The sequence below is a fragment of the Gardnerella sp. DNF00747 genome (assembly GCF_049262675.1).
Classification (GTDB): Bacteria; Actinomycetota; Actinomycetes; order Actinomycetales; family Bifidobacteriaceae; genus Bifidobacterium; species Bifidobacterium swidsinskii.
The window spans coordinates 95330-121176 of the sequence record NZ_CP058394.1 but is presented as its reverse complement, the minus strand read 5'-3'; the positions used below and the strand labels follow the sequence as shown (position 1 = coordinate 121176).

Sequence of the window (25847 nt, the reverse complement as noted above, 5' to 3'; positions counted from 1 at the left end):
GATTGCAACTAAACATGAGTAATCACAACACTTGTGTTTAGTTGCAATTACTTATAAAAACTAGCAAATATGTCGCAACGCTAATTTGCAAACGATGTCAGGTATTTATATAATTGACAGGCAGGGTGTATTTCAATCCAGAGATGTATTGATTTACACGCTATCGCCATAGTTGCACATTTGGCACGCTTACGACGATGTTAGGAATGTGCCAAATCATAAAGTAGAAGGAGCACCATGACAACAACAGCTACTGGCAAAGCTGATGCTGATAAGCCTATGGAAGAAAGCGCAGAACGTCTTGCACGTCCACTTATTAAGCTTGCTAAGGCGTGCGGCGTTGCCACTTTTTATATTGATCAGCAAGGAAGCTACACCGAAATTACAGATGAAGCATTAGTTGGAGTACTTGATGCATTAGGCATGCCTGCCGACACTCAAGACAATATTGCAATTTCATACGAGAAGGTTCAGCGCAAACGCTCTAGCGAGTTATTGCCACCAACTGTCGTTTCGTTTAATGGCGCAAAAACTTGCGTACCAATTCACGCAGGAGATGCCAAAAAAGAGCAAATTCACATTTCTCTTACACTCGAAGATGGAACAGATTATGAAGACTCGTTAGGCGATATTCAATCCGAAGACGATGGAGACTTGTTCATTGAACTTCCGGATGATTTGCCAATGGGCTACCACACTTTGCATGCCAAAGTAATCAGCGCGAATGGCGAGACGGCTCAACATGCTGATGTCACATTGATTGCCGCACCTGCGCGTATTCCATTGCCTGAAAGCGTTAAGCAAAAGCACCGTTGGGGATTCATGACGCAAATGTATTCTGTGCGTTCAAAAGATTCTTGGGGAATTGGCGATTATGGCGATTTGCGTCGCCTACTTAAGGATGCTGGAGAAATCGGCAAGGCTGATTTTATGCTGATTAATCCAATTCATGCGTGCGCTCCAGTAACACCTCTTGAGCCTTCACCGTACTTACCTGAGTCTCGTAGGTTCTTGAATGTCACTTATATTCGTCCGCAAGATATTCCGGAATATGCTGAATTAAGTGGCGAAGATCTTGCTAAAGTAGAGCAATTGCATGAGTCTATTGCTCCTCAAAACAATAATCCAAATCCTATAGATATCAACGCTGCATGGGATGCCAAGCTTCCTGCGTTGCGTATTATTTTCAAGCAACCTCGTTCTACCGAGCGCGAGCGCGAGTTTAGTGAGTTTAAGCATCGTTCTGGTGAAGATCTTGACGCCTTTGCAACTTGGTGTGTTGCGTTTGAGGTTTGGGGTGCTCCTTGGGGCGAGAATTTGTGGTTTGACACTACAGGCAAAGGCACTCCGCAAATTGAGCGACTTAAGCGCGAACATGCTGACTTGTTTGAGTTCCATCGTTGGCTTCAGTGGATTGCTGATGAGCAAGTTGCTACAGCTCACGCTGAAGCTAAAGCTGCTGGTATGGCAATTGGTCTTATGCAAGACATGGCAGTTGGCGTACACGGCTACGGTGCTGACGTTTGGTGGAGTCCGGAACGATTTGCTAATGGTGTAAGCGTTGGTGCTCCTCCTGATTTCTACAACCAGCAAGGTCAGGATTGGGGTCAACCTCCATTCGATCCAAATTATTTGGATGAAACTGGCTATATTGCTTACCGAGACATGGTTCATAACGTGTTCTTGCATGCAGGAGCTGCTCGTATTGATCACGTTCTTGGATTGTTCCGCTTGTGGTGGATTCCACAAGGACAGGGCGCTAGAAACGGCGCGTATGTGTACTACAATGTAGATGCAATGCTCGCAGTTCTCACTATTGAAGCAACTCGCGCAGGCGGTGTTGTTATTGGCGAAGATTTGGGCACTGTGCCGAAGTATGTTTCTAAGGTTCTTGCATCTCATGGCGTGCTTGGCACTGTTGTTGAGTGGTTCACCCACGACGACGAAGCTGAAGCCGCTACTAAGAAGGCTGGAAAGAAGCAAATTATTTTTGCTAATCCGTCTACATATCGAGAGTATGCTCTTGCTTCCGTTACTACGCACGATATGCCACCTACAGCTGGTTATCTTGCCTTTGAGCATGTCAAGCTTCGCGAGCAACTTCATCTGCTTACAGACTCCGTAGAAACGTTCCAGGAGGCTGCTCAAGCTGAACGCGATGCAATGATGAAGATGCTTCTTGAGAACGGTTGGATTAGCAAAGATGCTGCTGAGGATGTTGAAGGTCATGCACAAGAAATTGTGGAAGCTATGCATGCAATTATGCTCACTTCCCCATCTTTGCTTTTGCAAGTAGCTTTGGTTGATGCTGTCGGCGAGAAGCGTTCACAGAATCAGCCTGGAACTAGTACAGAGTATCCAAACTGGCGTATTCCACTTGCTGATGCTGATGGTCGTGTAGTTCACACCGATGAAGTATTTAAGTCACCACGAGTGCTATCTATGACGGCAGTTATGCGCGGCGAAAATACACGGAAGCATGTATAATTTAATAGTTGGTTTACCGATGAACTGACTCTATTCCCCCCCCTCGTAAGGAATATGATTTGCATAGTAGCAAATCAAAATATTTCTTACATGATGTCCTATGTGAGGCGAGCATCTATAATAGTGCTCGCCTCATTAATTATGGGGTTATGGGGGGTTATGGAGTAAGCAGCAAACCCCCTGCCTCAACACCGTTACTCGCGCAGTACGTAATCTGCGTCAATAACACAAATAAGCAGCAACACTCGCGCGCTAAATCGCAGCGCTCAAGCAGGTCATCAGCGCACACCAGTCACAACCTAATTTCTAAAGCACAGCCACACAAACCTGCCCTGCCTTCGTCTTTATTGACGAAGGCAGACCCCGCTTGCGTTGAAAGCACACCGTGCTTTCAACCCTAAGCAAGCTCGGCACTCCGAGTTGCTTTCGCGCGCACAATGCTGCGCTCAAGCAGGTCGTCACGCCATAACGCAGAAATTACTTCTTAATATACTTTGCAAATACACGCTCTAAAATCGGAGTATGCAGCATAATAAGCGATCCCCAACCAATGAATACCAACAAAGGCAAACCCTGCGGCAAATATACGATTGATGCAAATATTAACACAATAAACACTATATCTAGCAGTGTCATTATAAGAGTTTCTTTCCAATACGAAATACCAAAAATAAGAGAATTAACCACTGTTTTATCAATTGAATTTTTAAAACGCGCTTGTAGTGCAAACACCCATTCGGCAACAATAACCCACAATATGCTTAGAATAAATTTAATAATTAAAAGTGGAGTAGACCACACGCAAAGCCATAGCCAAATAATAGCAAGCAAAACTGGTCCCATTACAGCCCAAATAATAGTAGATTCCAGAAAATTGCTAGCAAACGCGCGAAAATAAGCTGCAGTAATATGTCCTTCACCTTGCTCTGTACGTCTTGCAGCATCATGACCAGCACAAAGAGAAGCGCCGATAGTAATTAAAGGAAAGCTTGTTAAAATCATCAATATTGTAAGCCACACGGCATCAGCAAATGTTTCCATGCTTTGCGCAAACTTTGAATCTGGGCTTCCAAACGAGAAAATCATTCTATACTATCTCCTGGTTTTATGACGCAATTCCTATGCTTTACTATCTATAGATACTCTAATAACGAACTCTACCACCTAATTACAAACTAACGTAACTATTAAAAATAATGGCGGCGTGCACAAACGTAATAGTATGCACACACCGCCGCTTTCACTGCCACCTGAATTTTGGAGGAGAATTAATTTATCCCTTTACTGCACCAGACATAACACCTTTAATAATGTACTTCTGGCAGATGAGGTAGAAGATTATGATTGGAACAATTGCCATAACCAAGCAGCCCATCATTGCGCCCATCTCGACAGATCCATAGCCGCCCTTCAAATACTGAACAGCTATAGAAATAGTCTTATACTTGTTGAGATCGAGCGTCAAGAATGGAAGCAGGAAGTCATTCCAAATCCACATTGCCTGCAAGATTGAAACCGAAATAATAGCAGGTCGCATAATCGGCACAATAATCTGGAAGAATATACGTGGTACAGAAGCACCATCAATCATTGCAGACTCTTCGAGTTCTTGCGGAATACCCTTAATCACACCAGTGAAAATAAACACTGCAAGTCCTGCACCAAAGCCTAAGTAAATAATCCACAATCCCCATGGAGTATTCAACTTTAAAGTGTTCGTAATGTAAGCAAGGGTGTACATAACCATCTGGAATGGCACAATCATGTTAAACAGGAACAAAACGTATAGAAGTTTTGCTGCCCAATTGTTCACACGAACAATCCACCATGCACACATTGACGTGCACAGAAGAATGAGAATCACAGAACCAACAGTTACAACAATGGTCCAGAGGAAACTCATCGGAAAATCAGTACGATTTGAGCCTAATACGTAGTTAGACATTCCAACAAACGATTTTGAACTAAAAGTAAAAGGATTGCTGGCAATATCAACCTTAGACTTGAAAGAATTCAGCACTACTAAAGCTATAGGAAAAATCCATAACAAGCTTATAAGAGTGAACAGCACCGTCCATAACGCAGGATGCTTTGTTTTCTCGTTCATGCCGCTACCTCCTTTGACCTAGTGAGCATATTCTGAACCATAGCAATAACAGCCACAACAATGAAGAACATGACTGCCTGAGCCTGGCCAACGCCTTCACATCTTGGAGTAGTGAAAGTTCTATAAATATTAAGAGCTAACATCTCTGTTTTCCTTGACGGACCACCGTTAGTTAATGCGAAGTTCTGATCGAAAAGCTTGAAGCCGTTGGTAATTGTTAAGAATGTGCAAACAGTAATAGAAGGCATCATCAATGGAATAGTAATCTTGAATAAAGTCTGCCTTGGGCTTGCACCATCGACAGCAGCTGCTTCCATAACATCTCCTGGAAGAGCCTGCATTCCTGCGATATAAATAATCATCATATAGCCAATTTGCTGCCAGCAAACAACAATCACAAGACCCCAGAAACCGAATACTTCAGAGAACGTAATCGTACGATTGAAGTAGCCGAGTATACCATTTAACAAGAGCTGCCAAATATAGCTTAAAACGATACCGCCAATAAGATTTGGCATAAAGAACACGGCTCTGAATATCGTCGTGCCCTTGAACTTCTTAGTAAGCATGTACGCAATTGCAAAAGCAATAACATTAATAATTATTGTTGTAATAACTGCAAAAAGCGTTGTGAACAAAAACGAATAAACAAGATGCGGATCTTTTAAAGCTCTATAGTAGTTACGAAAACCCACAAACTTACCATCAGTCACAGTAGTGAATTTTCTAAAGCTCAAGTACACACCCATAATAAATGGCACTAAGAAGCCAACAATAAACGCAGCAAACGTTGGCAGCGCAAATAACCACCACCATTTACGTATTGCTTTTCCGCTCATACTAATCATGACTCGTCACTTTCTCCTCCTTGAGCGCGACATCCACGTAGACATCGCTGTCCCGAACCAATAACTTCATTCTACTACATGAATTAGCTATGTCAAACGTTGTCATTTTCGATATGTCACTTCAAACAAATATCAGAATTTAGTTTTAAAAAAATTGCTTATTATCGTTGGCATTCCAGCAAAATTTGCTAGAATAGAAATGTCTGCAAACGTTTGTTTGTTTCGAACTATAAAAGTTCGCACTAAACAATTAAACACAAGGCTGTGCTACACGTTTGTTATACGCGAATAAAGGAGTTCACATGTCGGCAAATATTCAAGATGTAGCGAATAAAGCTCATGTGTCAGTTTCTACTGTGTCGCGTTCATTTACACGACCAAACTTAGTATCTGCATCCACTCGCAATAAAGTATTGGCCATTGCTGAACAATTGAATTTTTCTATTTCGAAATCTGCAGCAGCACTAAAATCTGGTAAAACCTTGCGCATCGCTTTATTGATTAGCGATCAAATTCGTCTATGGTTTTCTGCATCTATTATTCAAGGATTGAATCAAGTATTCCACACAGCTGGATACGATTTGTCAATTTTTCAGATTTCCAGCAGCAAAGAGCGTAGCGAATTTTTCACAATGCTCCCAACTAGACGTAATGCTGACGCTGTTGTTGTGTGCTCCTTTGACGTAAATACCGATGAAATCGCACAACTTAAATCAACAGGTGTGCCAATTGTTGGCATAAACTGCTTATATCCACAAAAATGCGATTTTGACGCGACTATCAATATTGACGATGACCAAGGTGCAAGACTTATGGCACGCCACTTAATCGGTTTAGGGCATCGCAATATTGCATATGTACGCACAACTCGTGACGTTTCACTACATTTCAGCGTATTGCAACGTTACCATTCTTTTATTGATGAATGCCAAAATAGCGGGATCACACCTACAGAAATTGTGGCACCTGCTAATTCTGATCGCATAAGTGCCATAGTTTCTATGCTTCTTGGAAGTTCAATTATGCCAACAGCAATTGCATGCCAAGAAGATGGTATTGCAATACCGCTTATGTTTCAGCTTGCACGCAGCGGGTATTCTACTCCAAAAGATGTGTCAATTATTGGTTTTGACGATAGTTTTTACGCGCATGAAACTGGCTTAACTACTATTAGACAGGATCCAGTTGATATTGCTTCTACTGCGGCAAATATCACGCTTGCGCTTATAAACGCAGAGAAAGTTGAAGATCAGTATCGCATTGTTCCAGCGCAACTTATTGTGCGTTCAAGCACAGCTGCATTATTAAAAGAATAGACCTTTTATAGTTTTCTAGAAAATATCGAAATAACAAAATATCGAAATAACAAAATCCGCTAGGACTTAGCACTGTGATGTGCCAGTATCCTAGCGGATTTTCTTACGTCACCTTTGCTTGCTTACGTCAGCAGGTGTAACGTCTGTTTGTTTATTAGTCATCTTCGTGAGCTTGAGAATATTCTTTAGCCCAACCATCCACAAACGCTGTCTTAACCTTATCCCACTTGCCAGTGCCCTGAGCGTACTCAAGCAAAGCAGAGCCGAGGTCGTTCTTCCAGTTATCAGATGGCATTACGGTGAAGTTCCAGCTTACTGGAGTCTTACCAGACTTAGCATCTTCAACAGCTGCCTGAGTCAATGGGTTGTCAGACTTGATATCTGCGAAGCTCTTGAATGGAGTAGTGAAGCCCATCTTCTTAGACAAAGCATCCTTACCAGCATCGGAAGTAAGCAACCACTTCAAGAAGTCCTTAGTTGCCTTCTTGTTAGCGTCAGACGTCTTCTCGTTGATGCACCAATAGTTCTCAGAACCAGTTGCCAAGCCTTGCTTCTCTTCGCCCTTAGCACCAATATAAATTGGAAGCATACCAAGGTCTTCAGCCTTCATACCAGCCTTGGAGAGGTCACCCCAAGCCCAAGTACCATTCTGGTAGAACACAGCTTTACCCTGGGAGAACTCAGCATTAGCATCTTCACCAGTCTTGGAACCAATCTTTGTTGCTGGTGTAGTGGAATCAGTAATGTAAAGATCGAAAATCTTCTTATAACCGTCAAGGAAGCTACCCTTTACCTTTGCAGGCTGCTTGGTAACATGATCTTCCTTGAACTCATAGTACAAAGGAAGATTTGCAAGATGTGTCTTAAAACGCCAATCAGAGCTGGAATCAAAACCAGCAGAAGTAAACGCGCCTTCAACACCAAGATCTGACTTGTGCTTTTGAATATCATCTGCAACAGCCTTCAACTTATCGAAGGAGTTGATTTCTTCAGCAGACTTTACCTTAGCATCCTTAAGCTCGGTGTACTTCTTAAGCAAAGCCTTGTTGTAAATCAAGCCGTAGGTTTCCATTGCATATGGAATACCAACAACCTTATCTCCATCCTTCAAAGCAATATCCTTGTTCTGAAGTTGGCTATAAAGCTCAGTATCCTTCAAATCAGCAGTGTAATCCTTCCAGCTTGCGTAACCAACTGGACCGTTGATCTGGAAGAGTGTAGGAGCTTCATTACCCTTGCTGATTTCACTCTTCAAAGACTGCTCATAAGTTCCGGAAGCAGCAGTTTGAACCTTAACCTCAACACCTGTTTTCTTGGTGTATGCCTTAGCTACTTCCTTCCACTGATCTGCAGCTTCTGGCTTAAAGTTCAAGAAGTAAACCTTACCTTTAGCAGAGCTGTCACTTGAGGAGGATCCGCAAGCTGCAAGCGCGCCAAAAGCCATTGCCGAGCAAGCTACCAGTGCAATTGTTGATTTAATTGTACGATTCATCATCGAACCTTTCTCCTATGCCGACAATCCCGTCATTGGACTGCCACACCTCTCGGTGTCCTTATCGACAATATTTATTATGCCTCAACTGCTGCAATATTGCAAACGATAGCATAAGTAAATTGACGCGTGTCATTATAAAAACACCACCCACTAATATATTCGATAAAATTAGCACGTATTTTTGGCAATAATTAAAGGGATTGCACAACAATTTAGCAAACGATTGTGCAACCCCTTGAGGATTATAGTTCAAAACAAATTATTTAATTAAACTAACTCTGCCCATGAGCAATCTTATATTCCTTAGCCCAGCCATCAACAAACGCGGATTTAAGAGTAGCCCATGCCTTATTAGCGCCAATAGAAGTCATACCGTCTTTTGTTGCTTGAGCGTATGTAAGCAAATCAGAGCCAACATCGTCTTTCCAACCGTTAGATGGCATAGTAACAAACACCCACTTAACAGGCAATTTGCCAGGCTTAGCAGTGTAATCAACAGCAGCCTGAACTAGAGGATTTTCTGCTTTAGGGAAACCTTTGAAAGGAGCAGCAAAGCCCATTTTATTAGCTAAAGCATCCTTACCATAATTTGTAGTAAGTAACCAATTAAGGAAGGCATTAGTTGCTTCCTGATTCCGCCTTGAAGTCTTTTTATTAATGCACCAATAATTTTCCGAACCGGTAGCCATGCCTTGTTTCTCTTCGCCCTTAGCACCAATATAAATTGGTAGCATGCCAACATCGTCAGGCTTTATGCCAGCTTTTGAAAGATCACCCCAAGCCCAAGTACCATTCTGGTAGAACACAGCTTTACTAAGAGCAAACTCATAAACAGCATCCTCGCCAGTTTTAGTACTTAACTGGCTTACAGGAGTTGTGGAATCAGAAATATAAAGGTCAAAAATCTTCCTGAAATTATCAACATAGTCGTAATTAATTGACTGAGGCTGACCATTAACGTTATTCTTAACGAATTGATAATACAAAGGCATATTTGCAAGATGCGTCTTAAAACGCCAGTCGGAGCTTAAATCAAAACCTGCGGACGCAAAAGCACCGTCAATACCAAGCTCATCCTTGCGCTTTTGCAAATCGTCTGCAACAGCCTTCAACGCAGCGAAATTAGTTATTTGATCTTCAAAAGATTTGCCGTTTTCTTCTGGCTGCAACTTTGCATCTTTAAGATCCGCATACCTAGCAAGCAAAGCCTTGTTGTAAATCAAGCCGTAATTTTCAGTAACATATGGCACAGCAACCGGCTTACCGTTATCCATAAAAGCAAGATTTTTATTGCTAAGTTGCGTATAAAGAGGGGAATTAGTTAAATCAGCAGTGTAATCCTTCCAGTTAGCGTAGCCAACAGGACCGTTAATCTGGAATAACGTAGGCATGCTATCTGGATTATCTTTATATTTCTCAACTTCGGTTTTAAGCCTCTTTTCATACTGACCGCCAGTTGGCGTAACTATGCTTACTGTAACACCAGTCTGTTTTGTGTATTCTTTAGCAACTTCTTCCCACATAGCAGTAGCTTCAGGCTTCAAGTTGAAGAAAATAACCTTCCCATTAGCAGACCTATCGGCATTTGCGCCAAAAGACTGAGAAAAACCAAAAGCAGTAAACGCACAAGCCGCCAAAACAGCGCAAACCACTAGCGCAATAATCGACTTAACCGAACGACTCATCATCGAACCTTTCCATATACTGCTAACCTCTTACGAACTAACTAATTACTGCTATTGAATACTATTTAAATCACCGTAGTGAACTAATATTACAGCAAACGCAAGACTCAAATATATAAATATCTTTGCAAAAAAATTTGCGCAAATCGCACTAAAATATATGGAAATATCTGAAATTTTAAACCGTATTTCAACAATTCCAATGCACAATTACATTGTCGCCTTTATACGTGCCCAACACAGAATAATGCGCGGTATCCATACGAAGAAGTCGCGCAAAATCTGGGTTTACTCCAAGCCAGCGCGCAGTAAGAATACGCAACACATGAGCATGCGCAACAACAAGCACGTCCTTACCTAATTTCAATTTAGGCATTGCCATATCAATAATCTTTTGAGTACGATCCGAAACCTCTTGCAAGCTTTCTCCAGAAGTCCTGTGCACATCCACTGTCTCTCCACTAGGAAGCACTTCTTTAGCATCACTAACCATGTGAGAAGGAAGAACTTTAGGACCATGTTTCCACACATCCCACGCCTCAACTCCACTTAGTTTAGAAATATCAGCGCGCGTGCGACCCTCAGCAGCACCATAATCCCACTCCAGCGCGCTATCACAAATTGTATACGAAGCAAATCCAGCAAACTGAGCTGTTTGCTGCGCGCGACGAAGCGGGCTTACAAGCACACAATCCTCATCAAAACCTTTTGTGAACACACACTGCAATCTAGCACCAGCCTCTTTTGCTTGCTCAACACCAACTTCAGTAAGAGACAAATCCGTGCGCCCAGTATGCTGACCAGACACACTCCAAGCGGTTTGACCGTGACGAAGTAACACCAAGCAACCCTGCTTCGAGCATTCTTTCTGAGAGGATTCTTTAGTGCCGTTATTTTGCATAGTCTTCACATTCCTCACCAGCGCCATGTACACACATCGCACTGGACGCCTAGCAGCACGATTGCTTTACGTAAGCATTTCTTAACTTGCAGCCACTTTGCCGCGAATCAAGATTACTGTTCCATGGTACCGCCAAAATTGGTATTTCGTTACCACTAACATAGAAAATATGACGCAATTATCATCGGCTAATACTAAAATTCAACGAAACCATCGTGCGACTCAAGCTACCGTACAACGACTGAATGCAGCGAATCGTAAGATTGATGCGCTTCGCGAGCGCCGATTAAAAAATCCAAATACTTTAGGAGATTCGTTGCTTAAAGCCGCACTTCCGTCTTTTGCAACGTTTATAGCTGGGCAGATTGCGCACTTAATATGGGAAAAACATGTTGATACTAGAAAAATCAATTTAAACTCTAATAATCGTCCTAACAATCTTTCTAAAGAAAAAATCACACAAAAGCAACGTGTTAAGCAAGAAGAACCATTGCTAATGTCTCTTGGGTTTGCAGTATTTTCTGCGATTCTTACTACGATTGTTGGTCGCTTAGTAAGTCACGGAACCTTGTCTTATGTTGCGCGAAGGCAAAGAAAGCGACAGTTTCGAAAAAATAAATTCTAATTTTGAACAAATGAAACTACAATGCAGAAATAATCGAAGAATAAGGAAAGTAAGGAATAAGAATAACGTGCAAAACTTACGTCACAACGAAACTATTGATACTCTACTGAACCGCCGATCTATTCGCGCTTTTTGCAACGAAGCAATTGACGAAGATACAGTCGCGACTCTTGAAACCGTGGCTCAACGCGCTGCTTGCAGCCAGTTTTTGAACGACTGGTCAGCGATTAAAATTACGAATAGCTCAATTAAGCAGAAGCTTTCCGAAATTGGCAATCAAACATATATTGCTACAGCTCCGCTGTTGTACGTTTTTATTATTGACCAGCACAAAAACGCTGCAATTGCACAAAAAAATGGCATCGATACAGGCAGCGACGAATTTATGCTTAAAACTCGTTACCGCTTTACTCAAGCTCAAAACGACGTCATTTTGGCACTTCACACCATGGAAACTGCCGCGGAATCTTTGGGTCTTGGTTGCGTAATCCTCGGTTCAATTTTGAACAGTAGAACTCAGCTTATTGATATTTTGGATTTGCCTGAATACACGTATCCCGTGCTCGGCTTGGCAATTGGTAAGCCTGCACAAAATCCGGAATTAAAGCCGCGCATGAGTACTAGCATGCAGATTTTTGAAAACACTTACCCTGCTGACGATGCTGAATTACTAGAGAATCTTGCCGATTTCGACAATCGCGTGCATCAATATTACGATTTGCGAAATACTAGCAGACCGGTTGACGCTTTCAGCGCGCAAATTCTTGCTATAGCAGCAGACGATATTGCCAAAAAACACGAAGCAGAAGATGTTGAGCAGGTTGCAAGGCAAGGTTTTAATGTTGCATAAGATTTAACACCGTTTTAATTTAGTGCCGTTTTAACTTAACGCCGTCTTGGCTTGTACCCGCGCTTTCTAGATTTAGGCTTCGTGCTTGCGGATGGCGAGCGCATATCGGAATACATGCGATTTACCGGGTTTTTATGCGTCAAATGCCAGCAACCACAATATTCACAAGCATAAACCCATAACTGTGTTCCACGCTCTCGCAAACTTTGCTCCGCTGCCATAAGAGCCTGCCCTTTATTCTTGTACATGATTTTTTGGGTAGATTCGCAGCGCCTCGGAGTAAAGAAATACATAGCTTTTATGGTAGCAAACCGCTTAACAGTTTATGATACGTCCAATAATTACATATCCACGTTAGCATCAACGTTCATAACGTACACGTTATTGCGCAATTGCCGCTCTTGCATTCGCGTAATATCCCCATCTTCGTACATGTCATGAATTATACGTAACTCTATTGCGTAACTTTCACGCTTTACTTCTTCAATATTTTCGATTAAACGCACGCTCAAGCTCACATTAGGTCTAGAACGCAACAATCGTTCAACACTCCTGTACTCGCGCAAAAGTGCAGAACAGTACTCAGCTGCGTATTCCTGATTGCTCATGACATTATATAGTCGTTCAATAACGTGCTGAATAACTTCAATATGCAACTGACGAATATGCACAAAAATAACGTCTTCTTGTAAGAGTGGAGCTGTTCTGCGAATCATATTACTTACTCGCATTATGACTGTTCCAATACGACGCTGTAATGCTCTTAACCTTCCGCGAACATGCCACATGAGGGTTCCCAACTGCCTATCAGTGTGAATGTGACGTAAAGAATTCATAATTTGATCCAACAGACGCTCACAAGCTTCAACCTCCAGCAATTCCTGTTTCGATAAAGAACAAGCTTGCTTCAGCTTACGCAAACGCTGCTTAATATAATCTTTTTCCCAGTTAAGAGTTTCAATGCGCAAATCCAAATATTCTTTGGAGTCTCTATGCCCAATATTTTGCTTTAAACGTTCAATTCGTTCGGTATAAGAGTCAACAACAGACAATACTGCACGACGATTTTCGTTAGTAATACTAGAGGTTAATTCTTCAACCGTACGTCTAAGCACTTCAATGGCAATAGGAGTAACTTCCTCAAGTTCAGTATCGTTCTTTTTGGGAGAAATCATGGGTAACAAGAAGTTCGCCATAAGTAGCGTAACCACGATCACTACTCCCGATATAAAAATAAGTTCATTCCTAAGTGGAAACTTCACCGGTAATGTGAACATTAACGCTAAAGTTAAGGTTCCTTTTGCTCCACCTAAAGTCATAATTACAGCAGATTTTAATCCGCCTGTTAATTGGAATTGAGAAGATCTTGCGATGCGAACCATGGTGACCATCCATAAGAACCTCATGCCAACAACCGCAAGCAACGTTACAGCAATAATAGCCACAAGCAACAGGTTATTAACACCATAATCATTCCAACTTGAACTTACAACTTTTGGCAAAGCAATGCCAAGAAGAACAAAAACTGCACCATTCAGCCCAAACGAAAGAACACTCCACACGCTATTGGCAACAATATTAGTGCGCGAAACATTCGGACCTACTCCAGAACGATCAAATCTTGCTAGTAATCCTGCGGTAACTAACGCTAGCATTCCAGAAGCGCCAACACCTTCAGCACCCATGTAGAGCAGGAACGGCAAAAATAGTTCCATTAATATTCTTGTTTTTGTAGTTTCCCAACCTAAAGATCTAATCTTTTCAAAAAGCCAGTTTGCAGCTAATCCTACAAATACGCCAATTGCAATTCCACCAAAGAATTTTGATGCAAAACTGCTTAGTGCTGGCGTGATATCGAAAACACCAGACGCAGCAACAAGAACTGCAAACTGGAAGCCTACGATTCCGGACGCATCATTAAACAGTGATTCACCCTGTAGTACGCTAAATTGTTTGTCAGTAAGCGATACTTCATGACTTAACGCACTTACTGCCACAGCGTCAGTCGGTCCCAAAGCTGCCCCTAACACAGCTGCAGCGGCAATCGGTATAAATGACCATATTGCAGGTAAAAGCACAGCAACTGCGACCATAGTTGCCAGTACTAAACCAACAGCAAGAGTTGCTGAGTATTTAAATGAAGACAATAACGCTAACTTATTTATCTCACGCGATTCAAAATAAATTAAAGGCGCAACAATTACGATCATAAAAAGCTCTGGATCGAGAGTAACGTTTGGGAAGAAAGGCAGTTCTGAAGCTATAACACCCATGGTTATCTGCACAAGCGGCACTGAAACTCTCGGTATAAAACGCTCCAAGAATGACGACAGCACTACAACCGCCATGATGTACAGAATTAGCTCAAAAACTGGCATACTATTATAACTCCCCCTGTTTATTTACCTTATTTTTCAGCTTATCGAAACATGGCAACTAATATAAAATTTATTGAAATGCAAAATAATTTAAAAATAAAGAGGAACTTGTTCAAAAGTTCAATATAAATTCAAAATAAATTCAATTTTTACTTTGCAAAATACAAATTTGCGCGTAAAATCATCACTAAAAATATAAATAGTTCAATTTAATACTTATATTTTGAACTTTGCTATAAACTTGTTCAATTTATAAATGCCGATTTTACAAGAAAGACAGATTATGGCACAGAATTTTGCTGATGAGCTTAAAAAAGCTATGAAGCGTAAGGGGTACAAGCAGATTGACGTAATCGAGCTTGCAGCAAAAAACGGTCATAAGCTTGGCAAAAGCCAGTTAAGCCAGTATTTAAGCGGCAAAACCGAGCCTCGCAAAGACGTACGTAACATACTAGCTGAAATTCTTGGAATCAGCGGCGACGGAATTAAAAGCGGTCATTCTTGCGCAAAAATCGAGCAGAACTGCCAGTCTGCAGAAGAACCACAATTAAATCAGCCACAGCTTACAGAAGCTGAACTTTCCCAAACACTCAAACATAGAACCTTCAACAAATCCACCAAACTTGAGCACGTGCTTTACGACGTTCGCGGCCCAGTTGTTGAAGAAGCAAACCGCATGGAAGCGAACGGAACGCATATTCTAAAGCTCAACATTGGAAATCCTGCGCCTTTCGGATTCCGCGCTCCAGACGAAGTGATTTACGACATGCAACAGCAGCTTATTGACTGCGAAGGCTACTCGGACAGTCGTGGACTTTTCTCCGCTCGCAAGGCGATTATGCAATACGATCAGCTTAAGGGCATTCCAGGCGTGCAAATGGAAGATATTTACACTGGAAACGGAGTTTCCGAGCTGATTAATCTTTCTATGCAAGCGCTGCTTGATTGCGGCGACGAGATTCTTATCCCAAGCCCGGACTATCCTCTGTGGACTGCGTGCGCGAGCCTGGCCGGCGGCACTCCTGTGCACTACATGTGTGACGAAAAGTCGCATTGGTACCCAGATATTGCCGATATTCGCTCTAAAATCACGCCTCGCACTAAAGCAATCGTGATTATTAACCCAAATAATCCTACGGGTGTGCTGTATAGTCGCGAAGTTTTGGAAGAGATTGTTAAGATTGCGCGCGAGTTTAATTTGATTATTTTTGCAGACGAGATTTACGACCGTCTTGTTATGGACGGCAAGAAACATATTTCGATTGCTTCTCTTGCTCCAGACGTGTTCTGCGTAACTTTCAGCGGACTTTCTAAGTCGCATATGATTGCTGGCTTCCGTATTGGTTGGATGAGTCTTTCGGGAGATAAATCCAAGGCTCGCGACTACATTATGGGTCTTAATATGCTGTCTAATATGCGCTTGTGCTCGAACGTTCCTGCGCAGTCGATTATTCAGACTGCTTTGGGCGGATACCAGAGCGTTGAAAAGTATTTGGAGCCAGGCGGACGCGTGTATGAGCAGCGCGAGTATTGCTATAACGCGCTTCAAGAGATGGATGGCGTAAGCGTTGAGCGGCCAGACGCTGCTTTCTACATGTTTGTAAAGCTCGATCCAAGTCGATACAACATTCACGACGATGAACAGTTTGCTCTTGATTTGCTACGCGATCAGAAGTTGCTGATTGTGCACGGCAAAGGCTTTAATTGGCAGACTCCAGGCTACTTCCGCGTAGTCTACTTGCCGCGCTTGCAAACGCTTCGCGACGCAATGAGCAAACTCTCTAACTTCCTCTCCTACTATCGCCAGTAGAAAAAATAATTTTATATAAACAAAAAAATTATGCATATAGTGCCACGCTAAAAAAACTTAACGTGGCACTATATTTTTCATAGGAGGAAGGAATCAAAGTATTTACTACGCAGCCTATTCTCTTATAGATGCTGCTGGGCCAATTGACTCACGCAGCAGCACAGTAATAGGTAGACATACGTGACGGGATGATGCTCGTTCATACCCAGCATTCAAAGTCTCTACTATATATTCAGCAGCTAAACGTCCTTTAGTTGTAACAGGCTGTTTAACTGTTGTCAACGGTGGATTACTACATGCAGACTCATCTAGATCATCAAAACCTGTAACAGAAATATCACGTGGGATTTGCAAACCAAACTGTCTAGCAGCATCCATTACTCCAAACGCAATAACATCACTAAAGCAGATGAACGCAGTTGGGAATGCAGAATTATTTTGTTTAGTTATTTGTGCAAAAGCTTCTTTTCCTCCAGCACGAGTGCATGGCACTTCAATAACATTTTTCTTATCGACCAGTGGGGCTATTCCATTCTCTTCTAAAGCAGAAATCACACCATCAATACGGCGACGAATTGTTCCATGCCAAGAAAGATACCCATCATCATTGCCTGATTCTGGAGAAATCACCACAAAATTGCGATGGCCCAATGAAATAAGATGCTCAGTTAATTCCTTCATAGCGCGCGTCTCATCAATATTGATACTTGGAGCCTGACTATGCACCTCACTGTCAACAATAACAAATGGCTTTCCTTGCTGCATAAGAGCTTCAACTTCACCACGATCTTCTTCTAAACCAGTTACTATAAAACCGTCAACTGCAGCATAAGGAATTGCTTTTAACATAGAATTACGAAGTGGAGGCACTAAAAGAAGCGTCAGTCCCTCTCGCTCACAGATTTGCCCAATACCTTGAATAAATTCCGAATAGTATGGATTTTCTAGCACTCGCCCTAATTGCTGTGGTAGTAACAATCCCAAACTATTTGTCTTTTGAGTTCGCAGCATATAAGCAACAGGATTACGCACATATCCTAGTTCCTTTGCAACTGAAAATATGTGTTCTACAGTTTCTGATGATAAGCGATCAGGAGTATTATACGCAAAGGAGACAGCAGATTTAGAGACACGCGCTGCATCAGCAATATCCTGCATTGTAATTTTCTTTCCCATGTCTCACACTTCTTACTTCTACATTATTTTTACTGTTGAGCTTGCAATACAATCATAGAATTATCTTTATTGGGGCGCCAACTATTTCCAACAGTTACACCATTTATAATTCGCCAATTATGATTTTGCAATTGTTGAGGTAGCTTCGATGAATTATATTCTACCAAATTATTACGTGAAATAATCATCAAAAGAGATTCTTCCTTATGCTCTCGAGAAATAATGACAGTATCTTCGTCAACAGCGTAACAACTTTGCGTGCCTCTTCGCAACGCAATATGATCACGCCGCAATGCATTTAATTGAACAATTGTACGGAATATTTCAGCATTTGCATCAAGACTATCCCACTGCATACCAGAACGGCACCCTGGATCATTATCGCCAACCATACCAAGCTCATCACCGTAATAAATCATTGGAGCACCTTCGCAGGCAAACATGCAATAGTACGCGGTTATGCAATCCTCAGTATTATTTTGATGCGCAGTTAAAACACGCTCAGTATCGTGGCTACCCAACAAATTCATCATTCCATGGTGATATCCATACGGTATGCGCTCCTGCAAACGGTTAATACCGTTAACAAAATCGTATGCATTGAATCGCTTTGTCGCAGTAAAACCTAAAACTAAATCACGCAGAGTATAATTCATTGTGCTATCAGTAGTGTCTCCTTGCAACCATTGAGCAGGGTCTCTCCACTCTTCAGCTATCAAACATAATTCCGAATTTTTTGCTTTAACAACTTGCCTAAAGTCCTGCCAAAATTCTGGATAAATAAAATATGGAACGTCAAGACGATAACCATCGATACCTTGATCAATCCAATATCTTGCAACATTAAAATGATGCTCACGCACCTTTGGATTAAACACATTCCACTTCGGTAGATATTCACAACCAGAACAGGTTTTATAATTAGGCACAGGCAATGACTTAACTGGAAAGTTTTTCACTGAAAAATAATTCACATATTCTGAATTCTCTTCATTTTTAACAACATCTTGAAACATCCAATGAGTTTTACCACAATGATTTAAAACTGCATCTAGTACTATACGTATATTCCGCTTATGCGCTTCATCTACTAATGTATGGAAATCTTCAAGAGTTCCTAAAAGTGGATCGATTTTAAAATAATCGTTTGCATCATAACGATGATTTGTTGCAGCAGAAAAAATTGGATTCAAATAGAGCGCATTGCAACCTAAATCATGAATATAATCAAGTTTTTCTGTAATTCCAGCAATATTACCGCCTAAGAAATTCTCACGCGTAGGCTCAGCATCCCATGGATCAAGCGGCACATGACCTTCAGTTAGCATACCGTAGCCTTCACAACGATGGAAACGATCAGGAAAAATCTGATAAAATCTTGCATCAGGCAACCACTGTGGTATAGACATAATAAACCCCATCCTTAATATTTCTACAATTTCTAATCTTTCATACCCGTATTTGCAATTCCTCTAACGAGCGCACGTTGGAAGAAAAGGAACACAATGATACTTGGTATTGTTGCAGTCAAAGTTCCTGCCATCAAATAATTCCAAGAGGTTCCATAACGCCCTACGAAGGATGCTAAACCAATCTGGATTGTACGAGTTTCATCCGTATTCGTAACCAATAACGGCCAAAGGAAATCATTCCACGCAAAGAGAAAACTGAAAATACCAAGCGTCGCAAACGCTGGATATGACAATGGAACAATCAGTTTGAAGAATATTCCAAACCTGCCACAACCGTCAATGCGCGCTGCCTCATCAAGCTCTCGAGGAATTGTTGCAAAATATTGGCGAAGTAAAATAATGCCAAACACATCTGCAAGTCTAGGAACAACCAAAGCATACAGCGTATCAACCCACCCCAAATTAGCGACTATCTCATAGGACGGAATAACAATCACAAAATTAGGAATCATCAATGCAGAAAGCAGCAGAATGAATATTGTTTTCTTCAAAGGAAATTCTAAGCGCGCAAAAGCGTAGGCAGCAAAGGCATCAAATATTAAATGTCCTACAACAATTCCTACTGTCATCAATAGCGTATTCCAGTAATATTGTGCAAACGGCGCAGCTTGCCAAGCGTGAATATAGTTTTCCCAATGCCATGATGTAGGAAAAATTGAAGTATTCGTGTATGTTTCAGCACGCATTTGCAAAGAAGTAGTGAACATCCACAAAAATGGAATGATTACTGTTGCTGAACCTAAAATCAGAATCGCATGACGCGCTAAACGCGACCATAATGATGATTTCATTATTCTTCTCCTTGTGCTCCAGAAACTTTCCATTGAACCATCGTCACGCCTAGCACTAGCGCAAGTGTAATAAACGCTATTGCTGTTCCATAGCCAAAATCACCAAGCTTGAACGCATCCCGATACATCATCATGCCAAGCACTTCCGTGCCTCCGCGAGGCCCGCCACCCGTGAGCATGTATGCAAGGTCGAAGGATTGGAAGCTCGTCACCAATGCCTGAACTACTACAAAAAACGTCATTGGAGACAGCAATGGGAAAGTAATCTTCCATAATTTTTGCCACCCAGTAGCTCCATCTAATGCAGCCGCTTCATACACGCTTTTTGGCAATGCTTGTAACGCAGTTAAATACAAAATAGCGTTAAAACCAATATTTTTCCACACGGTCAAAAGAATTAATGCAATAAGCGCAAGCCAGCGATTTTGTAACCAATCTGGTCCGTGTATATTGAATTTCATCAACACACTGTTCACAAATCCAGAAGGATCAAGCATATATTTCCACACAATGGCTGCAGCTACAGAAGATGTAACCACTGGAAGGAAGTAAATACTACGATAAATACTCCTACCTCGTATAGGTGCATCAAGCAAAAGTGCGAGAAATAACCCAGTCAGCACACTTAATACACATACACCAGCAGCATAAATAATTGTTACCATTAAGCTGTTGAAAAACTCAGGATCTTGGAAAAGACGAGCATAGTTTCCCAAGCCAATAAATTTCTTTTCCGGAGAGAATCCATCCCACGATGTTAGTGAAATATATACAGCAGACAACACAGGGTACAGCACGAAACCACCAATAATAAGCACTGCTGGCAACAAGAATACCGCAGCACAAATTACCTGATCTTTCTGGTAGTGCCTGTGCGCAGACTTGAGAAAATGACGTTTTTTCATTACATACTCCTTGATACAAAGAACTCCGATAGCTGAGCCAACTTTATTTCATTCGACCCAGCTATCGGCACAGTATTTATGCAATCAGCCTTTGGCAATCACGTCGTTTACTGCCTTTTCAGCATTCGCAAGCGCTTCGTCAACACTCTGCTCTCCAGCGAAAGCCTTCTCCACAGCCTTTGCAAATTCGAAGGAAATCTTTGGATACAATGGCGTATTTGGACGTGTATGAGCAATCTCCATTTGTTCCACAAACGGAATTAAACGAGGCTGTTCTTTCTTAACCCAATCCAAATACTTATCAGACTTTGCAACACTCTTCGTTACAGGAAGCATGCCAGTCTTTTGCGACCACTTAATCACCTGTTCTGGCTGCAAGAACCAATTCAAGAACTCGCCAGCAGCCTTGGCACGAGCGTCAGAATTGTGGAAGACGATTGCTTGTTCACCACCGAGATTGGTTGCCTCCTTACCATCCTTTGGATGAGGGGCTTTTGCTACACCGAAATCAAACGGTGGATCTGGCGCCCAGATGCCAACCATCCAGCTACCTTCCTGAGCAGAACCACCCTTGCCCTTTTCAAATTCGCCCCACTTAGCATATGGGCTCACGCCGCTCTTGATAAGATCCATCCAGAAGTTCATAGCCTTCTTGCCTTCTGGCGTATTGAATGCAGCCTTAGAATTATCCTTCGTCAAGAATTCGCCACCAGCTTGCCACAAGTTGACCTGGAAGTTCCAAGTTAAACCTTCGCCGTTATCTCCTGCTTGAGTAAGCAAATCATACCCTGGCTTGCCCGTCTTTTCCTTGATTGTCTTGGCAACTTTCTTCAACTCATCCCATGTTTGCGGTGGCTTGTTAGGATCTAACCCAGCTTCTTTATAAACATCCTTGTTGTACATGTACGCAAGATTATTAGCAGTCACTGGCACAGAAACTTGTTTGCCGCCAATATGACCATAGTCAATCAATGCAGGAGTCACATCATCGAGCGTTTTCGAGCTGATAACCTTAGAAAGATCAGTCAAATTGCCCATTTTTGCAATCTGTGGCACCCATACCAAATCACTTATAGAAATATCTGGCAAGCTCTTCGACGAAGCCGATGCACGAAGCTTCGTCATAAAATCAGAATTCGGGACGCTCGCAGTCTTAATATTAATATTTTTATGCGAAGCATTAAAATCCTTCACCATTGCATCAAAGGTATCAGCATTAGCACCATCCCAATAATGCCAAATGGTAAGCGATGTTGCACCATTAGCGTCGGACGATTTTGCACTACCGCACGCACTTACGCTAATAATCATTGCAGCAGCACCAATCAGTGCACATATTTTTGTAAGTTTCTTCATTGTAACCTTCTTTTTATATTCATATGTTAACTTGCACTCATTTTGCATTTAGAAAATGGATGACGAACTATTCTCTAAAGCATCAGAAAACAAACTAATAATTTTTGTATTCTTTGTTGTATGACTACATAACAAGCAAACAGTTTTTTAATTGCCACAAACACTGGCTCATATAAATCTACATGTCATGTTCACACAGACACCAAATCAAAAATGCACGCTTGTTTCTACCTCCTCCCCTCCAACTCCGAAGACATTATCTTTAGACACCCACTGTTTGTCATCAAACAATGCCTTAAATTGGAACTTTTTACCTTTAGGTATTCTTTCCATTTCAAATTCCCATATGTCGTTACCCAAATAATGACATGCACGACCATAATTCCAAGAAAGTGGATAAGTATCTCCTCTTACAGTTAGCGAATGACCTAAAGGAACATTCGCATGAACCATAATCTTCGTAAGATTCCGACGAACTGGGTGATACTCAGAAGTAGACGTCTCTGCGGCAAAAATAGCGACATCATGCGAAGATAATAGCACCTTAATCTGTTTACCGGTTACTCCTCCTGGCACAACAGTTGCCTTACGATTCGTATTCATCATATCTGTCAAAACAGTTCCTACAGAGATATGACTTTCTGCTCTAAGAGGTATAGTAACCATCTTTTCACCCCAAGTATTATGAGCAACTGTAATAACCTCATCGCTATTATCCTTGGCCATACGAGAGAAAGCATACACATCTTTGGCAGACCACATCTCAAGTTGACGACCTGTCCTCAATGAAGTGTGCTTACGACGAATCTCTGTTAATCGTTTAATATGCTGGTATAACGGAGATTTAGTGTTAAACGATTTCATATCTTTACGATTATCCTTATTTGCAATAGGGACTTCTGAACCATTGCCATTACCGTCATCAGCCTGTTCAGTGCCATAATAAATAATTGGCAAACCACGGGTAGTCATCATAAACGACAAGGCAGAACGTAAACGTTGATAATCATCATTTGCCCAAGTCAAAAACCTTGCTCTGTCATGATTATCAATAAATGTCTCTAATTGGTTTGGATTCCTATATTTCGTATCCTGCGAAAATAGCTTCCCTAAGTCACGCATATCCGTGTCTGCTGAAAAAGTTCTACGCACAGTGAAGAAATAAGGAAAATCTAATGCACCCCATTCGTAGTTTTGGTAATCAGCAACATAATCAACATCGCCAACAAATATTTCTCCAAATGATGGAACCCCAACTTCTTTCTCAAATTTCTTTAACCAAGGTTTCGGGATAGAACGAGCAGCATCTACTCTCATTCCATCAAAGCCCATATCAATCCAATCTTTATATGTCTTAATAAGATATTTAGAGACTTGCGGATTAGACTGATCAAGATCATCTAAACCACCAAGATCACATTGCTCTATATCAGACTGCGATTCAGTATTATCGAATTTACAATCACCAAAATGATGATAAAATGCTGGATTATTCAAAAACCCTTCTGGATGATATGCCCCATTATATTTACGAGCATAAGCATCAAGATAGTCTGACGTGTGATTTGGCACAACATCGAGAATCATCTTTAATCCACGATTATGAGCTTCATTAATAAGCCTTTGCAAATCAGCTCTACTACCAAAATGTTTATTTGGTGTTGCAAAATCTTTAGTGAAATAACCATGATAGCTTGCTTCTTTACCGTCTTTTGACAACGGTTCTTGTTCAGACACAGGAGAAATCCAAATTGCAGTAACACCCAACCCTGCTATATAGTCCAAATGATTAGTTAGACCTTTCCAGTCGCCACCATGATAAAAACCTAAATCATTAGGGTTATATTCACCATGACCAAAATCATTGTTGGATGAATCACCATCCGCAAATCTATCAACTAAGACTTGATAAATAACATCACCTTCTTCCAATGGTCGCACACTATGAGCAGTGTTCGCAAAAGCAGAAGTAGGTGAATTAAAAAGTAACATTAAACTAATAAAAAATGAAACTATAAAAAATAAAAACCTACGCATAAATGCGCTAAACTTCATCGCTCGAGAGTTCATTTCAGTCTCCTTTGAACCGTAATGTTAAACTCTTGTAAATCAATTTACTACATTGTTAAACAAACGTCAATCCCTTAAAATAATTACATGTTATCTACTTGCTACGCTTGCAAACACTTCGTGACGCAATGGGCAAACTCTCTAACTTCCTCTCCTACTATCGCCAGTAGCCGCAGCCCCTGCCTATAAACAGCAATAAAACACTAATTTCACTCGCAGTCCAGAAAAAGGTGTATATCAATAGGCATATATCATTCAGAATATGAAAGATATTCATAACATGAAAGAAAAAGAGAAGGAAATGAACGCTGCGGCACGGATTCGCACAACTCTTATTATTGCCGTTTTATCGCTTAATGCTTTTCTTTTAACAAGCTGTAGATTTGGCGTGAGTCTATATCTTTTAATGCATGTTGACTTATCTCACGCAGCACTTAACGCAGTGTCCGTAGCACTTATGACCTGCATAGCAGCACCACTTGGCGGCATTATCGCAGATAAATATCCACCAACTAGATTGTTTATAGCTCTAACGTTCTGCTTTGCCTTGCTGTGCACTGGATATGGTTTCGCTTTAGTAGCACAGCATAACCTTATTGCTATTATGGTTACGCTACTCGGCATAATATTCGGGTTCTTTACTGCATTTTCTTCACCTAATCAAAAAGTATTGATGGCTTATAGCGTACCGACTGGCGAAAAAACCAAATTTTTAGCAAGCATGCGCATGTGGATTAATCTCAGCAGGCTTGCTGCACCTGCGATTACTGGCATATTTGTTGATATATGCAATCCTCTCATTTTCTTTACGAGCATTGCTATTGTGATGATACTAGCGGCGCTACCTCTACTGTTAGTTAATCTAAACCAGCAATCACAAAATAGCACAAACAATACGAAGACAGGAAGCAATAAAACTGCTGGTTTTGCAGCTTCTCTACACTATATGAAATCTACACCATGGTTAATAGTCTTAGGAGTAGTATCAGCATTACAATCAGGCTCATGGCTTGCTGCATTCAGACTAATGGGAGCACACCATTGTCTTACACTTTTTCATTCGGCATCCACGTGGGGTTCAATAGTCAGCATATTTAACATTGGCATGATTGTAGGTTCAGTATTATGCAAATACATTGTGCTACATTATGAGATTTTATACTCTATTTTATTACCTGGATTCCTTTCTATTCCTTTACTTATTTTCGCACTTAATAATTGGATTGCTCTTTTTCTTTGCTCTGCTTTCATTGCAGGTATTATTTTTGACGCAACTATCGTCTATGGGCAAACAGCTCTTCTCGACGGCATACCAACACGCATTCTCGGCGCGACTACTACTTTTACTTCCATTATGGAGCAATGCGGAATTATCGTGGGATATGCAAGCGTACTAGCATGGGGAAATCTAAATTCATCATTATTCATAATGATTGCAGCTGGTGTAATACTTGTTTCAACAGGTATAGCCTTATGGATTATTCAAGCTCGTAAACAAACATACCCATCAATGCTTACCAAAGATTATTGGACACCATCAACATGGGTAAAAAGAAGCATATAACAAGCCATTTA

At 41.3% G+C, this 25847-nt stretch carries 19 protein-coding genes and 1 pseudogene; 6 read left to right on the top strand and 14 right to left on the bottom strand.

Going from position 1 to position 25847, the window contains the following annotated elements:
* Window positions 1-237 precede the first annotated feature (237 nt).
* On the top strand, window positions 238-2487 hold the full coding sequence (gene malQ / locus HXT32_RS00490; protein ID WP_004108143.1) for a 4-alpha-glucanotransferase: 2250 nt from the start codon (window positions 238-240) through the stop codon (window positions 2485-2487).
* Between the two features lie 477 nt (window positions 2488-2964).
* Here the strand turns inward: malQ and HXT32_RS00485 are convergent, their stop codons facing one another.
* From HXT32_RS00485 to HXT32_RS00475, 3 genes are all read right to left on the bottom strand, one after another.
* Window positions 2965-3573 carry a DUF624 domain-containing protein gene (locus HXT32_RS00485; RefSeq protein ID WP_119522954.1) on the bottom strand — a complete coding sequence of 203 codons (609 nt, stop codon included), beginning with the start codon at window positions 3571-3573 and terminating at the stop codon, window positions 2965-2967.
* 187 nt (window positions 3574-3760) lie between these two features.
* Window positions 3761-4594 (bottom strand): carbohydrate ABC transporter permease, encoded by an 834-nt coding sequence (locus tag HXT32_RS00480; protein ID WP_004104804.1) that lies wholly within the window; start codon window positions 4592-4594, stop codon window positions 3761-3763.
* Window positions 4591-5442, bottom strand: coding sequence for a carbohydrate ABC transporter permease (locus tag HXT32_RS00475; protein WP_004108156.1), 852 nt, complete (start codon window positions 5440-5442; stop codon window positions 4591-4593). Before HXT32_RS00475 ends, HXT32_RS00480 begins: the two co-directional genes overlap by 4 nt.
* 302 nt (window positions 5443-5744) lie before the next feature.
* On the opposite strand from HXT32_RS00475, the gene HXT32_RS00470 reads away from it, so the two are divergent.
* Window positions 5745-6758: a LacI family DNA-binding transcriptional regulator gene (locus tag HXT32_RS00470; protein ID WP_422118974.1), complete on the top strand. Its 1014-nt coding sequence runs from the start codon at window positions 5745-5747 to the stop codon at window positions 6756-6758.
* A 154-nt stretch (window positions 6759-6912) separates the two neighbouring features.
* On the opposite strand, the gene HXT32_RS00465 is transcribed toward HXT32_RS00470, so the two are convergent.
* The 3 genes from HXT32_RS00465 to HXT32_RS00455 form a co-directional block, all read right to left on the bottom strand.
* Complete coding sequence (locus HXT32_RS00465) at window positions 6913-8253, bottom strand: ABC transporter substrate-binding protein (protein ID WP_004108164.1); 1341 nt, start codon at window positions 8251-8253, stop codon at window positions 6913-6915.
* 272 nt (window positions 8254-8525) lie between these two features.
* Entirely contained in the window at window positions 8526-9941 is a 1416-nt protein-coding gene (locus tag HXT32_RS00460; protein ID WP_422118973.1) for an ABC transporter substrate-binding protein, read from the bottom strand.
* A 187-nt stretch (window positions 9942-10128) separates the two neighbouring features.
* Complete coding sequence (locus HXT32_RS00455; RefSeq protein WP_033888412.1) at window positions 10129-10839, bottom strand: histidine phosphatase family protein; 711 nt, start codon at window positions 10837-10839, stop codon at window positions 10129-10131.
* Window positions 10840-11008: 169 nt separating this feature from the next.
* Here HXT32_RS00455 and HXT32_RS00450 point away from each other — a divergent pair, with 169 nt between their 5' ends.
* Together HXT32_RS00450 and HXT32_RS00445 are read left to right on the top strand one after the other, a co-directional pair.
* Window positions 11009-11464 (top strand): DUF4235 domain-containing protein, encoded by a 456-nt coding sequence (locus tag HXT32_RS00450; RefSeq protein ID WP_421784332.1) that lies wholly within the window; start codon window positions 11009-11011, stop codon window positions 11462-11464.
* A gap of 67 nt (window positions 11465-11531) precedes the next feature.
* Window positions 11532-12314 (top strand): nitroreductase family protein, encoded by a 783-nt coding sequence (locus HXT32_RS00445; protein ID WP_422118972.1) that lies wholly within the window; start codon window positions 11532-11534, stop codon window positions 12312-12314.
* 35 nt (window positions 12315-12349) lie between these two features.
* Here the strand turns inward: HXT32_RS00445 and HXT32_RS00440 are convergent, their stop codons facing one another.
* Window positions 12350-12607 (bottom strand): hypothetical protein, encoded by a 258-nt coding sequence (locus tag HXT32_RS00440; RefSeq protein ID WP_076003106.1) that lies wholly within the window; start codon window positions 12605-12607, stop codon window positions 12350-12352.
* A gap of 48 nt (window positions 12608-12655) precedes the next feature.
* On the bottom strand, window positions 12656-14692 hold the full coding sequence (locus HXT32_RS00435; RefSeq protein ID WP_033888413.1) for a cation:proton antiporter: 2037 nt from the start codon (window positions 14690-14692) through the stop codon (window positions 12656-12658).
* 283 nt (window positions 14693-14975) lie between these two features.
* Here HXT32_RS00435 and HXT32_RS00430 point away from each other — a divergent pair, with 283 nt between their 5' ends.
* Window positions 14976-16502: an aminotransferase class I/II-fold pyridoxal phosphate-dependent enzyme gene (locus tag HXT32_RS00430; RefSeq protein ID WP_102704542.1), complete on the top strand. Its 1527-nt coding sequence runs from the start codon at window positions 14976-14978 to the stop codon at window positions 16500-16502.
* A 114-nt stretch (window positions 16503-16616) separates the two neighbouring features.
* Here HXT32_RS00430 and HXT32_RS00425 read toward each other — a convergent pair whose 3' ends face one another.
* From HXT32_RS00425 to HXT32_RS00400, 6 genes and pseudogenes are all read right to left on the bottom strand, one after another.
* Window positions 16617-17678 carry a LacI family DNA-binding transcriptional regulator gene (locus tag HXT32_RS00425; RefSeq protein ID WP_004108190.1) on the bottom strand — a complete coding sequence of 354 codons (1062 nt, stop codon included), beginning with the start codon at window positions 17676-17678 and terminating at the stop codon, window positions 16617-16619.
* A 29-nt stretch (window positions 17679-17707) separates the two neighbouring features.
* Window positions 17708-19087: a glycoside hydrolase family 13 protein gene (locus HXT32_RS00420; protein WP_004108193.1), complete on the bottom strand. Its 1380-nt coding sequence runs from the start codon at window positions 19085-19087 to the stop codon at window positions 17708-17710.
* Window positions 19088-19119: 32 nt separating this feature from the next.
* On the bottom strand, window positions 19120-19941 hold the full coding sequence (locus HXT32_RS00415; RefSeq protein WP_004108195.1) for a carbohydrate ABC transporter permease: 822 nt from the start codon (window positions 19939-19941) through the stop codon (window positions 19120-19122).
* Window positions 19941-20846, bottom strand: coding sequence for a carbohydrate ABC transporter permease (locus tag HXT32_RS00410; RefSeq protein WP_064621607.1), 906 nt, complete (start codon window positions 20844-20846; stop codon window positions 19941-19943). Before HXT32_RS00410 ends, HXT32_RS00415 begins: the two co-directional genes overlap by 1 nt.
* Before the next feature lie 84 nt (window positions 20847-20930).
* The gene (locus tag HXT32_RS00405; RefSeq protein ID WP_162863161.1) at window positions 20931-22202 is read right to left on the bottom strand and encodes an extracellular solute-binding protein; all 1272 of its coding nucleotides are present in this window, start codon (window positions 22200-22202) and stop codon (window positions 20931-20933) included.
* Window positions 22203-23186: 984 nt separating this feature from the next.
* A pseudogene (locus tag HXT32_RS00400) lies at window positions 23187-24194 on the bottom strand (alpha-amylase family glycosyl hydrolase); the annotation flags it as partial.
* A gap of 379 nt (window positions 24195-24573) precedes the next feature.
* Between HXT32_RS00400 and HXT32_RS00395 the strand changes: the two are divergent.
* Window positions 24574-25836 (top strand): MFS transporter, encoded by a 1263-nt coding sequence (locus tag HXT32_RS00395; protein WP_064621614.1) that lies wholly within the window; start codon window positions 24574-24576, stop codon window positions 25834-25836.
* Window positions 25837-25847 lie beyond the last annotated feature (11 nt).

What these genes read in the sequence shown, in the direction of transcription:
- malQ (WP_004108143.1), top strand. Translation starts at nt 238, where the DNA reads ATGACAACAACAGCTACTGGCAAAGCTGATGCTGATAAGCCTATGGAA.
- HXT32_RS00485 (WP_119522954.1), bottom strand. Translation starts at nt 3,573, where the DNA reads ATGATTTTCTCGTTTGGAAGCCCAGATTCAAAGTTTGCGCAAAGCATG.
- HXT32_RS00480 (WP_004104804.1), bottom strand. Translation starts at nt 4,594, where the DNA reads ATGAACGAGAAAACAAAGCATCCTGCGTTATGGACGGTGCTGTTCACT.
- HXT32_RS00475 (WP_004108156.1), bottom strand. Translation starts at nt 5,442, where the DNA reads ATGATTAGTATGAGCGGAAAAGCAATACGTAAATGGTGGTGGTTATTT.
- HXT32_RS00470 (WP_422118974.1), top strand. Translation starts at nt 5,745, where the DNA reads ATGTCGGCAAATATTCAAGATGTAGCGAATAAAGCTCATGTGTCAGTT.
- HXT32_RS00465 (WP_004108164.1), bottom strand. Translation starts at nt 8,253, where the DNA reads ATGATGAATCGTACAATTAAATCAACAATTGCACTGGTAGCTTGCTCG.
- HXT32_RS00460 (WP_422118973.1), bottom strand. Translation starts at nt 9,941, where the DNA reads ATGATGAGTCGTTCGGTTAAGTCGATTATTGCGCTAGTGGTTTGCGCT.
- HXT32_RS00455 (WP_033888412.1), bottom strand. Translation starts at nt 10,839, where the DNA reads ATGCAAAATAACGGCACTAAAGAATCCTCTCAGAAAGAATGCTCGAAG.
- HXT32_RS00450 (WP_421784332.1), top strand. Translation starts at nt 11,009, where the DNA reads ATGACGCAATTATCATCGGCTAATACTAAAATTCAACGAAACCATCGT.
- HXT32_RS00440 (WP_076003106.1), bottom strand. Translation starts at nt 12,607, where the DNA reads ATGTATTTCTTTACTCCGAGGCGCTGCGAATCTACCCAAAAAATCATG.
- HXT32_RS00435 (WP_033888413.1), bottom strand. Translation starts at nt 14,692, where the DNA reads ATGCCAGTTTTTGAGCTAATTCTGTACATCATGGCGGTTGTAGTGCTG.
- HXT32_RS00430 (WP_102704542.1), top strand. Translation starts at nt 14,976, where the DNA reads ATGGCACAGAATTTTGCTGATGAGCTTAAAAAAGCTATGAAGCGTAAG.
- HXT32_RS00425 (WP_004108190.1), bottom strand. Translation starts at nt 17,678, where the DNA reads ATGGGAAAGAAAATTACAATGCAGGATATTGCTGATGCAGCGCGTGTC.
- HXT32_RS00420 (WP_004108193.1), bottom strand. Translation starts at nt 19,087, where the DNA reads ATGTCTATACCACAGTGGTTGCCTGATGCAAGATTTTATCAGATTTTT.
- HXT32_RS00415 (WP_004108195.1), bottom strand. Translation starts at nt 19,941, where the DNA reads ATGAAATCATCATTATGGTCGCGTTTAGCGCGTCATGCGATTCTGATT.
- HXT32_RS00410 (WP_064621607.1), bottom strand. Translation starts at nt 20,846, where the DNA reads ATGAAAAAACGTCATTTTCTCAAGTCTGCGCACAGGCACTACCAGAAA.
- HXT32_RS00405 (WP_162863161.1), bottom strand. Translation starts at nt 22,202, where the DNA reads ATGAAGAAACTTACAAAAATATGTGCACTGATTGGTGCTGCTGCAATG.
- HXT32_RS00395 (WP_064621614.1), top strand. Translation starts at nt 24,574, where the DNA reads ATGAACGCTGCGGCACGGATTCGCACAACTCTTATTATTGCCGTTTTA.